This is a genomic window from Streptomyces sp. NPDC001100 (assembly GCF_053598575.1).
On the sequence record NZ_JBSFKO010000003.1, the window covers coordinates 191140 to 204200 of the forward strand.

Here is a 13061-nt window from a genome sequence, read left to right on the forward strand (position 1 = left end):
TGAGCTACAGGGGAATGCCTCGTTGCATCGATCGTACCTACCCGGGTATTCGCCAGGGGGCGTGCGCTCGCTGCGACACATACATTAGCGCAAGCAGGGGGGTGCTCCGCCAATCGGTTCCCCCGGCACCGATGCCGCGCCGGAGACCCGCGAGGGACAGACCCGCGAGGGACTACGCAAGGGAAGGGTGACCGTCATGCGCTACAAGCTCACGTTCGTCGTCGGACTGGCTCTGGGTTACGTGCTGGGCACGCGGGCCGGACGCGAGCGCTACGAGCAGCTGAAGAAGTCGGCACGCCAGGTCGCGCAGAACCCGGCCGTCCGCAACACCGCCGAGTCGGCGGCGCAGCAGGGCCGCCAGTTCGCGGGCAAGGCGTACCACGCGGTCGGCGAGAAGGTGGGCGATCGGGTCCCCGACTCGGTCGCCCAGCGCGTACGGTCCCTGCGTGAGCGCAACACGAACGGCACGGGCGAGGACGACTGGGGCACCAGCAACACCTAGGGAGCCCCGACCCGGCGCGGCCACCTCCCGCCGTACGGCAGAATTTCCGCCATGGGGATAGTCGCCGGGTTGGACAGTTCGCCCGATTTCACTCGTATCGTCGTCTGTGACACGGACACGGGGTCCGTGCTCAGGCAGGGATACGCGCCACATCCGGTCGAATCCGAGACCGAGGGCGGCGGGCGGCCCTCCGATGTCGATCCACAGGCCTGGCTGCTGTCGCTGGGCGAGGCGGCCGGCGGGGGGCTGCTCGAAGGGGTGCAGGCCATCGGCGTGTCCGCGCAGCAGAACGCGCTGGTGCCGCTGGACGCGCAGGGCAACACCGTGCGGCCCGCGATGGTCGGCGGTGACAAGCGGGCGCAGGTCGCCGCGGCGGATCTGATCGACGCGCTCGGCGGGCGCGAGGCGTGGGCGCAGGCGGTGGGCTGTGTTCCGCAGGCCGCGCAGCCGGTGACCAAGCTGCGCTGGCTGAACCGGACCGAGCCCGACAACGCCCGCCGTACGGCCGCCCTGTTGCAGGCCCACGACTGGCTGGTGTGGCAGCTCCTCGGGCGGCCGGTGAGAAGGACCACCGATCGGGGTGGGGCCTCCGGGACCGGGTACTGGTCCGCCGCCGGCGGCGGTTACCGGCCCGACCTCGTCGAGCTGGCCCTCGGTCACCAGGCCATGCTGCCCGAGGTGATCGGCCCGTCCGACGCGGCCGGTACAACTCCGGAGGGGCTGCTGATCTCCGCCGGGACCGGCGAGACCATGGCGGCCGCCTTCGGACTCGGGATCGGGTTCGGGGATGCCGTGGTGTCGCTCGGTGCCTCCGGGTCCGTGATGGCCGTACACCCCGAGGCGCTCGTCGACCAGAGCGGGATGATCACCTCGCTGGCCGACGCGACCGGGATGCATCTGCCGGTCGTCACCACACTCAATGCCGTACGGACCCTGCGCGGGGCCGCCGAGCTGCTCGGGCTGCCCGATCTGGAGAGTCTGTCCGAGCTGGCGATGAAGTCGACGCCGGGTGCGCACGGGTTGGTGTTCCTGCCGTATCTGGAGGGTGAGCGGACGCCGAACCTGCCGCACACCGCCGGGACGCTGGCCGGACTGCGGCGGGAGTCGATGAAGGCGGAGCATCTGGCGCGGGCCGCGTTCGAGGGCATGCTGTGCGGGCTCGCGGACGCGCTGGACGTGCTGCGCGGGCGGGGCGTGGCGGTGCGGCGACTCTTCCTGCTCGGGCCGGCCGCCGAACTGCCCGCGGTGCAGGCCGCGGCGCCCGCGCTGTTCGGGACGCAGGTCGTCGTACCGCAGCCCGCCGACTACGCGGCGATCGGTGCCGCCCGGCAGGCCGCGTGGGCGCTCGGGGTCTCGCAGGGGACGCTGGACCCGCGCACCCCGCCGCCCTGGCAGGGTCCGGTCGCGCAGGTGCTGGAGCCGGGTGACGAACTGGCCGTAGGGCAGGCGGTGCGCCAGCAGTACGTGTCCGTACGGGAACAGACCCATCCGGGGGCGTTCCGGTCGTAGGACTTCACGCGTTGCACTCTTAAGCGTTCATAAGGGGGCATGTGGCACTGCTCTTGGCTTAATCAGTTGAGGTAACGCGGGTGGAGTGTCGGACGATGGGGGCGAGGGGCAGACCGCCCACCCCCCACCCGCCGACTCCGAGAGACCCAGCGTGCTCATACGACTTCTGCGGACCTATCTCAGGCCCTACAGGAAACCCATCGCCCTGTTGGTGCTGCTGCAGTTTTTGCAGACCTGCGCCACCCTCTACCTGCCCACCCTGAACGCGCACATCATCGACAACGGTGTCGTGAAGGGTGACACCGGTTACATCCTGTCGTTCGGCGCCCTGATGATCGGGATCTCGCTCGTCCAGGTCGTCTGCAACACCGGAGCCGTCTACTTCGGCGCGCGCACCGCCTCGGCGGTCGGCCGGGACATCCGGGGTGCCATCTTCGACCGGGTGCAGTCGTTCTCGGCCCGCGAGGTCGGCCAGTTCGGCGCGCCCTCGCTGATCACCCGTACGACCAACGACGTGCAGCAGGTCCAGATGCTGGCCCTGATGACGTTCACGCTGCTCGTGTCGGCGCCGATCATGTGTGTCGGCGGGATCATCCTGGCGCTCGGTCTGGACGTGCCACTGTCCGCGGTGCTGATCGCGGTGGTGCCGACGCTGACGATCTGCGTGACGATCATCGTGCGGCGGCTGCGACCGCTGTTCCGGACGATGCAGGTACGCCTGGACTCGGTGAACCGGGTGCTGCGCGAGCAGATCACCGGCAACCGGGTCATCCGCGCCTTCGTCCGGGACGAGTACGAGAAGGACCGGTTCCGGAAGGCCAACAGCGATCTCACCGAGATGCAGCTGAGGACCGGCAACCTGCTCGCGCTGATGTTCCCGGTGGTCATGACCACGGTGAACCTGTCGTCGATCGCGGTGGTCTGGTTCGGCGCCCATCGCATCGACAGTGGCGGGATGCAGATCGGTGACCTGACCGCGTTCCTCGCCTACCTCATGCAGATCGTGATGTCCGTGATGATGGCCACCTTCATGTTCATGATGGTGCCGCGCGCGGAGGTCTGTGCCGAGCGCATCGAGGAGGTCCTCGACACGGAGAGCAGTGTCGTGCCGCCGGTGGCTCCCGTCTTCGAGCTGCGCCGGCACGGGCATCTGGAGGTCCGCGGGGTCGGCTTCTGTTATCCGGGCGCCGAGGAACCCGTGCTGAAGTCCATCGACCTGGTGGCCCGCCCGGGCGAGACGACGGCCGTGATCGGCTCGACCGGCAGCGGAAAGTCCACCCTTCTGAGTCTGGTCCCGCGCCTGGTTGACGCGACCGACGGCGAGGTCCTCGTCGACGGAGTCGACGTGTCGACCATCGACCCGGTGCTGCTCGCCAAGACGGTCGGCCTGGTCCCGCAGAAGCCGTATCTGTTCGCGGGCACGGTCGCCACCAACCTTCGCTACGGCAATCCCGACGCGACGGACGAGGAGTTGTGGCACGCGCTGGAGGTGGCGCAGGCCAAGGGCTTCGTCGAGGGGCTGGAGAACGGACTGAACTCCCCCATCGCGCAGGGCGGCACGAATGTCTCCGGCGGTCAGCGGCAGCGGCTCGCGATCGCCCGGACACTCGTGCAGCGGCCGGAGATCTACCTCTTCGACGACTCCTTCTCCGCCCTCGACTACGCGACCGACGCGGCGCTGCGGGCGGCCCTCGCGCACGAGACCGCCGAGGCGACCGTGGTGATCGTGGCGCAGCGGGTGGCGACCATCAGGGACGCGGACCGGATCGTCGTACTCGACGAGGGACGGGTCGTGGGGACGGGGCGTCATCACGAACTGATGGCGGACAACGAGACGTACCGGGAGATCGTTCTCTCCCAGCTCACGGAAGCGGAGGCTGCCTGATGGCCGGGCCCATGGGGCGGATGATGGCCGGGACGGGCCCCGACGCCCGTTCGATGGACTTCAAGGTGTCCGGCAAGCGGCTGATCGGTCAGTTCAGGCCGGAGCGGCTGACCATCGGCATCCTGCTGGTGTGTGTGGTGATCAGCGTCGGGCTGAACGTGGTGGGGCCGAAGATCCTCGGCAACGCCACCGACCTGGTCTTCGCGGGGATCATCGGGCGGCAGATGCCGGCCGGGACGACCAAGGCGCAGGCCCTCCAGGCGATGCGCGACCGGGGCCAGGGCTCGATCGCGGACATGCTGCAGAGCACGGACTTCACCCCGGGCAAGGGCATCGACTTCACCGCGGTGGGTCATGTGCTGCTGCTCGCGCTGGGCACGTTCCTGGTGGCCGGGCTGCTGATGGCGGTGGCGACCCGGATGGTCAACCGGGCGGTCAACCGGACGATGTTCCGGCTGCGCGAGAACGTGCAGACGAAGATGTCCCGCCTCCCGCTGTCGTACTTCGACAAGCGGCAGCGCGGTGAGGTGCTCTCGCGCGCGACCAACGACATCGACAACATCGGGCAGACGCTCCAGCAGTCGATGGGCCAGCTGATCAACTCGGTGCTCACGATCATCGGCGTTCTCGCGATGATGTTCTGGGTGTCCTGGCTGCTCGCCCTGGTCGCGCTGGTGACCGTGCCGCTGTCGTTCTTCGTCGCCACCCGCATCGGCAAGCGCTCGCAGCCGCACTTCGTGCAGCAGTGGCGCTCGACGGGCAAGCTCAACGCGCATGTCGAGGAGATGTACACCGGCCACAACCTGGTGAAGGTGTTCGGGCGGCAGGACGAGTCGGCGCAGCTGTTCGCCGAGCAGAACGACGCGCTGTACGAGGCGGGCTTCAAGGCCCAGTTCAACAGCGGGATCATGCAGCCGCTGATGATGTTCGTGTCGAACCTCAACTACGTGCTGGTCGCGGTCGTGGGCGGCCTGCGGGTCGCGTCCGGCGCGCTCTCCATCGGTGACGTGCAGGCCTTCGTCCAGTACTCGCGCCAGTTCTCGATGCCGCTGACCCAGGTCGCCTCGATGGCGAACCTGGTCCAGTCCGGCGTCGCCTCCGCGGAACGGATCTTCGAACTCCTCGACGCCGAGGAGCAGTCGGCCGACCCGATGCCGAGCGAGCGCCCCGCGGAGCTGCGCGGCCTGGTCGCCCTGGAGCACGTCTCCTTCCGCTACGAACCCGACAAGCCGCTCATCGAGGACCTCTCGCTGACGGTGGAACCGGGCCACACGGTCGCGATCGTCGGCCCCACGGGCGCCGGCAAGACCACCCTCGTGAACCTCCTCATGCGGTTCTACGAGGTCTCCGGCGGCCGGATCACCCTCGACGGCGTGGACATCGCGCGGATGTCCCGCGACGAACTGCGCGCCACCATCGGCATGGTGCTCCAGGACACCTGGCTGTTCGGCGGCTCGATCGCCGAGAACATCGCGTACGGCGCGTCCCGCGAGGTCACCCGGGGCGAGATCGAGGAGGCGGCGCGGGCGGCGCACGCCGACCGGTTCGTCCGTACGCTGCCCGACGGCTACGACACCGTGATCGACGACGAGGGGACGGGCGTCAGCGCCGGTGAGAAGCAGCTCATCACCATCGCGCGGGCGTTCCTCTCCGACCCGACGATCCTCGTCCTCGACGAGGCGACGTCCTCCGTCGACACGCGCACGGAGGTCCTGATCCAGAAGGCGATGGCCAAACTCGCCCACGGGCGTACCTCGTTCGTGATCGCGCACCGGCTCTCCACGATCCGGGACGCGGACACGATCCTGGTCATGGAGAACGGCGCGATCGTCGAACAGGGCGCGCACGCGGACCTGTTGGCGGCGGACGGGGCGTATGCGCGGCTGTACAAGGCACAGTTCGCGCAGGCGGTGGCGGAAGTGGACTAGCGGTTCGGTGTTCGGCTGCGGGTCCGGTGGGGGCTGGTCGCGCAGTTCCCCGCGCCCCTAAAAGACACCGCTCACCCGGTGTTTTTGGGCGCGCGGGGGGCGCCTGAAAGCATGGGCGCGCCCGACTCTTCAGGGGCGCGGGGCTGTGTACATTTGCGGCTCCGCCGCGGGGCGCGGCCCGCCCCCACCGGACCCGCACCCGGCATCAGTCCAGATAACCCCTGAGCTGATCCGCAAAGGCATGGTCCCGCAGCTTGTTCAGAGTCTTCGACTCGATCTGCCGGATCCGCTCCCGCGTCACCCCGAAGATCCGCCCGATCTCCTCCAGCGTGCGCGGACGCCCGTCGGCCAGCCCGTACCTCAGCTGTACGACCTTCCGCTCCCGCTCGCCGAGCGTCGACAGCACCGCTTCCAAGTGCTGCCGCAGCAGCAGGAACGCGGCGGACTCCACGGGACTCGTCGCGTCGCCGTCCTCGATCAGGTCGCCGAGGGCGACGTCGTCCTCCTCCCCCACCGGCGCGTGCAGCGACACCGGTTCCTGGGCGAGCCGCAGGACCTCGCTGACGCGTTCGGGGGCGAGGTCGAGGTGCTCGGCGACCTCTTCCGGCGTGGGCTCGTAGCCGCGCTCCTGGAGCATCCGGCGCTGGACGCGGACGACCCGGTTGATCAACTCGACGACGTGGACCGGGACGCGGATCGTGCGGGCCTGGTCGGCGAGGGCGCGGGACATGGCCTGGCGGATCCACCAGGTGGCGTAGGTGGAGAACTTGTAGCCGCGGGCGTAGTCGAACTTCTCGACTGCCCTGATCAGGCCGAGGTTTCCCTCCTGGACGAGGTCGAGCATGGTCAGCCCGCGGCCGACGTACCTCTTCGCCACCGACACGACGAGCCGCAGGTTCGCCTCGATCAGGCGACGCTTGGCCATCCGGCCCATGACGACCAACTTGTCCAGGTCGAGGGCGAGTTGGCTGTCCAGGTCGAAGGCGCTGCCGAGCCGTTCCTCGGCGAACAGGCCGGCCTCGACGCGGCGGGCGAGTTCGACCTCCTCGGCCGCGGTGAGCAGGGGGATGCGGCCGATCTCGCGCAGGTACTGGCGGAACAGGTCCGAGGAGGGTGCGCCGGTGTCGGCGACCCGGCCGCGGGGCCGTTCGTCGGGCTCGGGTGCCTCGGCGGTCTCCACCGCTTCGGCCGGCGGTTCTTCGAGCCCGGGCGGGCTCTCCAGGTCCGCGGTCTCGGGGTGGTGCGCGGCACGGCTCTGCGGGGGGACGGTCGCGAGGACTTCGGTCTCCGCGTCCGGTTCCGCGCCGTCCGTCGTGCTGGTCTCGGTCTGGTCGAGGGTCTGGGTCTGCACGGGGGCGACCTCCAGGATGATCGCTGCCAGGGGGTACGGCAGCGGTTCTTCGGGGGCGGAGTCGGCGGCCTCACCGCTGTCCGTCCCGTACTCGATGAGCGGAATCGCGGGGGTGAAGGACCCGCTGGGGACGGATCGGCCGCGCTCCGAGGACTCAGGCACCGGAACCCAGTGTGGAGTACGACACATCGCCGCCACGAGGGGCGTGCGGTGACTTTTTGAGTCCGTTCCGTAACTACGCGCTCAGAGCGCTGAGGCGCCGTGCACCTGGAGTGCCTGGTCGTACTGCTGAAGAACCCACAACTCGTTCTGTACGGCGGCCAGTTCCGCCGAGTCTCCGTGGCTGCCGAGGCGGGTGAGCGCGCCCTGGATGTCGTGGATCCGGCGCACTACGGCTCTTCGGCGGACGGTGACGAGCTGCTCGCCCGCGTAGTTCTCGTCGACCGTGCGGCGCAGGATCGCCTCCACGGCGAGCTCGGTGACCATCGCGCGGACCGCGTCGTCCGGTGCCGCCTCGCGGACGCGGACGAGATAGTCCTGGGGGTCCTGGACGCCGTACTCGGCGCCGCCCGCCTCGATGATCGCCTCCCGAACGGCCGCGTAGGGCGGGGCGGTGAACTCGTCGACGCCGTACGCGTCGAAGGCCGGGGAGACCAAATCGGGGCGCTGGAGGGCGAGTTTGAGGAGTTCGCGTTCGGTGGCGAAGACCGGGTTACGGAGGGTGAGGGCGGGGCCGCCGGTCGGGGGGCGCGGGGTGGTGTCGTACTGCTGCTGGGCGCCGCCCCTCGCCGGTGCCGGGCCCTTGCCGCCGCGGTCGCGGGCCCAACGGGCCAGCTGCGCAACCCTCTTGACCACGAACTGGGTGTCGAGGATGCCGAGCATGCCGGCTAGCTGGACGGCCACCTCGTGCTGGGCTCCGCTGTTCTTGATGCGGGCGACGATCGGGGCCGCCTCGTCCAGGGCGGAGGCGCGGCCCGCGGGGGTGTCGAGGTCGTAGCGGACGACGATCTGGCGGAGCGCGAACTCGAAGAGCGGGGTGCGGGGTTCGACCAGGTCGGCGACCGCCTCGTCGCCCTTGGCGAGGCGGAGTTCGCACGGGTCCATGTTGTCGGGGGCGATCGCGATGTACGTCTCGGCGGCGAACTTCTGGTCGTCCTCGAAGGCGCGCAGGGCCGCCTTCTGGCCGGCCGCGTCGCCGTCGAAGGTGAAGATCACGCGGGCCGAGCCGTTGTCCATCAGCAGCCTGCGGAGGATCTTGATGTGGTCGGTGCCGAAGGCCGTGCCGCAGGTGGCGATCGCCGTCGTCACTCCTGCCAGATGGCAGGCCATGACGTCCGTGTAGCCCTCGACCACGACCGCGCGGGACGATTTGGCGATGTCCTTCTTCGCGAGGTCGATGCCGTAGAGGACCTGGGACTTCTTGTAGATCGCGGTGTCGGGCGTGTTGAGGTACTTCGGGCCGTTGTCCGACTCGTAGAGCTTGCGGGCGCCGAAGCCGACGACCTCGCCGCCGATGTCGCGGATCGGCCACATCAGGCGCCCGCGGAAGCGGTCGATGGGGCCGCGGCGGCCCTCCTGGGAGAGACCGGAGAGGAGCAGCTCCTTGTCGGTGAAGCCCTTGCCGCGGAGGTAGCGGGTGAGGTGGTCCCAGCCCTGGGGGCTGTAGCCGACGGAGAAGTGCTCGGCGGCGGACTGGTCGAAGCCGCGCTCGGCGAGGAACTTGCGGCCGGTGTCCGCCTCGGGGCTGACGGCGAGCTGCTCGACGTAGAAGTCGGCGGCGGCCTTGTGGGCCTCGACCAGACGGATGCGCTCGCCGCGCTGGTGGGAGGGGTTGTACCCGCCCTCCTCGTACCGCAGCGTGATGCCGGCCTGGGCGGCCAGGCGCTCGACCGACTCCGAGAAGGTGAGGTGGTCGACCTTCATCACGAACGTGATGGTGTCGCCGCCCTCCTGGCAGCCGAAGCAGTGGAAGAGACCCTTGCTCGGGCTGACCTGGAAGGACGGCGACTTCTCGTCGTGGAACGGGCAGAGACCCTTGAGGTTGCCGCCGCCCGCGTTCCGCAGCTGGAGGTACTCGGACACCACGGCGTCGATCGGGACCGCGTCCCGAACCGCCTTCACGTCCTCGTCGTTGATCCGTCCTGCCACGCGTGAATTCTACGGGGCCGGACTGACACCAGTGACGAGCAGGATCTCTAGGCGCCCAGGCTGTCCAGCGGAACGTGTGGGTCCGCCAGAGCCTCGGTGTTCACCTGTGCCCTGGAGCGGATGAGCTGCTGGATGGGCTCTGTGACGTCCCACACATTCACGTTCATCCCGGCCAGCACGCGTCCCTCCTTCAGCCAGAAGGCGATGAACTCGCGCTTGCCCGCGTCTCCCCGGATCACCACTTCGTCGTAGGAGCCCGGGGGCGCCCAGCCGGAGTACTCCATACCCAAGTCGTACTGGTCGGAGAAGAAATAGGGCACGCGGTCGTAGGTGACGTCCTTGCCGAGCATCGCGCGGGCCGCCGCCGGGCCGCCGTTGAGGGCGTTGGCCCAGTGCTCCACCCGCAGCCGGGTGTCGAACAGGGCGTGGTGGAAGGCGGCCACGTCGCCGGCCGCGTAGATGTCGGGGTCGGAGGTGCGCAGCCGTTCGTCGACCGCGATGCCGCCGCCGTGCGCGCGGTCCGCCAGCTCCAGGCCCGCCGCCTCGGCGAGCGCGGTGCGCGGGGCCGCGCCGATGGCCGCGAGGACGTCGTGCGCGGGGTGCTCCTCGCCGTCGTCCGTGCGGGCGGCGAGAACCATGCCGTCCTGGCCGACGATCTCGGTGAGCTTGGCGCCGAAGTGGAAACGGACGCCGTGCTCGGCGTGCAGATCGGCGAAGAGCTGGCCGAGTTCGGGGCCGAGGACTCCGTGCAGCGGGGTCTGCGAGGGTTCCACGACGGTCACCTCGGCGCCGTACTCGCGGGCCGCCGCCGCGACCTCCAGGCCGATCCAGCCGCCGCCTGCGATCACCAGATGGCCGTTGTCCCGGCCCAGGGTGGCGAGGACGCCCTTGAGGCGCTCGGCGTGCGAGAGGCGGCGCAGATGGTGGACGCCCGCGAGGTCCGTGCCCGGGATGTCGAGGCGGCGGGGCTCGGAGCCGGTGGCGATGAGCAACTTGTCGTAGTGGACAAGGGTGCCGTCGTCTCCGAAGCGGACCGTCTTCGCCGTACGGTCGATGGCGTCGACGGTCTGGCCGAGATGCAGCTCGATGTCGTTGCGCGCGTACCAGGCGGGTTCGTGGACGAAGACGCTGTCGCGCTCCTCTTTGCCGAGGAGGTAGCCCTTGGACAGCGGCGGGCGCTCGTACGGGTGGTCGCGTTCGTCGCAGATCAGTATCACGCGGCCGGTGAAGCCCTCCGCTCGGAGCGCCTCGGCCGCCTTGGCGCCGGCCAGGCCTCCTCCGACGATGACGAATGTCTGATCCGCGTCGACCACTTGATGCCTCCTCGTAAGGGTGCCGCCATATGCGAGCGTCCCGCACGCAGCGTGATGCGGGAAGGGGGTGTGGCCCGATCAGGCCACGGAGGGTCACATTCGGGCTTGTTTCGCGTCACTGTGCCCCAGGGATGTGAGATGCGCGTGAAGAGACCGCGCCGACGCGTCGGTCAGTGACGCGATCTGATCGACGATCACCCGCTTGCGGGCGCGGTCGTCGGGCGCCTCGTCGAACTGGGCGCGGAACTGCGGCTCCAGCCCGTCGGGCGCGCGCGTGGTGAGCGCCTCGGCGAGTTCGGCGACCACGACGCGCTCGTCGGCACGGATGCGCTCCTGCTCGGCGCGCTGCATGACGTACCGGTCGGCGACCGCCTTGAGGACCGCGCACTCCAGCCGTGCTTCGCGCGGTACGACGAGTTCGGCGTCGTAGCGGGTGAGGCGGCCGGTGCCGTACCTCGCGCGCGTGGCGGCCTCGGCGGCCAGGCAGAAGCGGCCGATGAGCTGGCTGGTGGCGTCCTTGAGGCGGGCCTGCGCGACCGCCGAGCCGTCGTAGCCGTGCGGCCACCACGGCTCGTTCTGGAGCCGGTCCAGCGCCTCGGCGAGTTCGTCGGGGGCCGTGTCCGCGGGGACGTAGCGGCCGACGGCCACCTTGAAGATCTCCTGGCGTTCCGGTTCGGCGTGCAGGCAGTTGGGGTCGATGTGGCCCGCGTGCAGGCCGTCCTCGACGTCGTGCACGGAGTACGCCACGTCGTCCGACCAGTCCATGACCTGGGCCTCGAAGCAGGTGCGGGTGCCGGGGGCGCCCTTGCGGACCCAGTCGAAGACCGGTCTGTCGTCCTCGTAGACACCGAACTTGGGCGACTTGGGGTCGGTGGGGTGCGCGCCGCGCGGCCAGGGGTACTTGGTGGCGGCGTCGAGGGTGGCCCGGGTGAGGTTGAGGCCGACGCTCACCAAGTCGCCGGTCGTGTCGCTCTTCACGAAGCGCTTCGGCTCGATGCGGGTGAGGAGTCTCAGGGACTGGGCGTTGCCCTCGAAGCCGCCGCAGTCGTCCGCGAACTCGTTCAGTGCCTGTTCGCCGTTGTGGCCGAAGGGAGGGTGGCCGAGGTCGTGGGAGAGGCAGGCGGCTTCGACGAGGTCGGGGTCGCAGCCGAGGGCCGCGCCCAGCTCTCGGCCCACCTGGGCGCATTCCAGGGAGTGGGTCAGGCGGGTGCGGGGGCTGGCGTCCCAGGCCTGGCTGCGGGTTCCCGGGGTGACGACCTGGGTCTTGCCGGCGAGTCTTCTGAGTGCGGCGGAGTGGAGTACGCGCGCGCGGTCACGCTGGAAGGCGGTGCGGCCGGGGCGTTTGTCGGGTTCGGGGGCCCAGCGTTCGGTTGCGTGCGCGTCGTAGGACATGTCTCGACAGTAAGCGGCGGTAGTGACAATTCGGGAGTTGCGGGGCAGCAGGAGGCGATTCGTCTGCAGGCCGGTGGGGGTTGGTCGCGCAGTTCCCCGCGCCCCTAGGTGGGCTGCCCTTGCCTACGTATCAAGCTGATGCCAGTTCCGGTTCCGTGCTCGCCGTCGTCATCATGGCCTGGTCGTAGCGGTGGAGGACCAGCCTAGCCATCGCGGGGTGCGCTCCCAGAGGGGCCGACGCGATCCATGGAGCCGCCTCCGCGCACTGGGTCGCGAAGCGGCCGGGGGCCGTGAAGCAGGATGCGACAGCCACCCGGTGCCGGCCCCTCGCCGCGAGGGCGCGGACCGCCGTTGCGACAGTGGGAGTCGCCGCCGAGGCGTACGCGGGGATGACGGGGACTCCCAGGCGGTCGGCGAGGAGTTGGGCCGTGTGGTTGGTGTCCAGCTTGGAGTCCGGGTCCCTGGAGCCTGCTGCGGCCAGGACCACCGCGCTGCCCCGGCGGGACTGCTCGTCGGTCCTCGTACGCCAACCCGCCTCGACCAGGCGGTCGTAGAGGGTCTCCACGAGGAGGGGGTGCGGGCCCAGAGGGGGTGCCACGCGCGTGCGTGCCGGTGTCTCGGCGGCCAGTTCGGGGATGTCGTGCTTGACGTGGTAGCCGCGGGCCAGGAGGAGGGGGACGAGGACGGCGTCCGTGGGGCCGAGTGCGGTGAGGGTGTCCGTCAGGCGGGGCTCGTTGAGTTCGATGTGGCCCAGGTGGACGGGGAGGCCGGGGCGCAGTTCACGGACGCGGTCCATGAGGGCTCGTACGGTGCTCAGGGCGCGCGGGTCGCGGCTGCCGTGCGCGACCAGGACGAGCGCGGGCGGGCCGGGGCGGCGGCTGCCGTTCAGGGAGACGAGGCTGAGCTGGCTGGCGAGCTGACTGCTGATCCGGTTCATGAGATGCGCCGTACTGTCGAGGGTCGTGGACTCGTCGTGGGGATGATGCGACGCCGTCATGAAGTGATGGTGGCGGCAGGACGTTGCCGTGCCGTT

At 69.9% G+C, this 13061-nt stretch carries 9 protein-coding genes; 4 read left to right on the forward strand and 5 right to left on the reverse strand.

What is annotated here, in order from left to right; all coding sequences use genetic code 11:
- The first annotated feature begins 196 nt into the window (after positions 1-196).
- From ACWDEW_RS05385 to ACWDEW_RS05400, 4 genes are all read left to right on the forward strand, one after another.
- Positions 197-502: a YtxH domain-containing protein gene (locus tag ACWDEW_RS05385; protein ID WP_450509838.1), complete on the forward strand. Its 306-nt coding sequence runs from the start codon at positions 197-199 to the stop codon at positions 500-502.
- Positions 503-553: 51 nt separating this feature from the next.
- Positions 554-2011 carry a xylulokinase gene (locus tag ACWDEW_RS05390; protein WP_362970536.1) on the forward strand — a complete coding sequence of 486 codons (1458 nt, stop codon included), beginning with the start codon at positions 554-556 and terminating at the stop codon, positions 2009-2011.
- Between the two features lie 151 nt (positions 2012-2162).
- Positions 2163-3896, forward strand: coding sequence for an ABC transporter ATP-binding protein (locus ACWDEW_RS05395; RefSeq protein ID WP_450509840.1), 1734 nt, complete (start codon positions 2163-2165; stop codon positions 3894-3896).
- Complete coding sequence (locus ACWDEW_RS05400) at positions 3896-5824, forward strand: ABC transporter ATP-binding protein (protein WP_450509842.1); 1929 nt, start codon at positions 3896-3898, stop codon at positions 5822-5824. The genes ACWDEW_RS05395 and ACWDEW_RS05400 overlap by 1 nt, the downstream gene beginning before the upstream one ends.
- Positions 5825-6029: 205 nt before the next feature.
- Here the strand turns inward: ACWDEW_RS05400 and ACWDEW_RS05405 are convergent, their stop codons facing one another.
- The 5 genes from ACWDEW_RS05405 to ACWDEW_RS05425 form a co-directional block, all read right to left on the reverse strand.
- Positions 6030-7337 carry an RNA polymerase sigma factor gene (locus ACWDEW_RS05405; protein WP_450509844.1) on the reverse strand — a complete coding sequence of 436 codons (1308 nt, stop codon included), beginning with the start codon at positions 7335-7337 and terminating at the stop codon, positions 6030-6032.
- Positions 7338-7418: 81 nt separating this feature from the next.
- Positions 7419-9323, reverse strand: coding sequence for a DNA primase (dnaG, locus tag ACWDEW_RS05410; RefSeq protein ID WP_450509846.1), 1905 nt, complete (start codon positions 9321-9323; stop codon positions 7419-7421).
- A gap of 47 nt (positions 9324-9370) precedes the next feature.
- Positions 9371-10636, reverse strand: a complete 1266-nt coding sequence (locus tag ACWDEW_RS05415) for an NAD(P)/FAD-dependent oxidoreductase (RefSeq protein ID WP_450509848.1) — start codon at positions 10634-10636, stop codon at positions 9371-9373.
- A gap of 93 nt (positions 10637-10729) precedes the next feature.
- On the reverse strand, positions 10730-12028 hold the full coding sequence (locus ACWDEW_RS05420; RefSeq protein ID WP_450509850.1) for a deoxyguanosinetriphosphate triphosphohydrolase: 1299 nt from the start codon (positions 12026-12028) through the stop codon (positions 10730-10732).
- 130 nt (positions 12029-12158) lie between these two features.
- Positions 12159-13025, reverse strand: a complete 867-nt coding sequence (locus ACWDEW_RS05425) for a sirohydrochlorin chelatase (RefSeq protein WP_450509852.1) — start codon at positions 13023-13025, stop codon at positions 12159-12161.
- Positions 13026-13061 lie beyond the last annotated feature (36 nt).

Coding starts and splice junctions, on each gene's coding strand:
- ACWDEW_RS05385 (WP_450509838.1), top strand. CDS start 197: ATGCGCTACAAGCTCACGTTCGTCGTCGGACTGGCTCTGGGTTACGTG.
- ACWDEW_RS05390 (WP_362970536.1), top strand. CDS start 554: ATGGGGATAGTCGCCGGGTTGGACAGTTCGCCCGATTTCACTCGTATC.
- ACWDEW_RS05400 (WP_450509842.1), top strand. CDS start 3,896: ATGGCCGGGCCCATGGGGCGGATGATGGCCGGGACGGGCCCCGACGCC.
- ACWDEW_RS05420 (WP_450509850.1), bottom strand. CDS start 12,028: ATGTCCTACGACGCGCACGCAACCGAACGCTGGGCCCCCGAACCCGAC.
- ACWDEW_RS05425 (WP_450509852.1), bottom strand. CDS start 13,025: ATGACGGCGTCGCATCATCCCCACGACGAGTCCACGACCCTCGACAGT.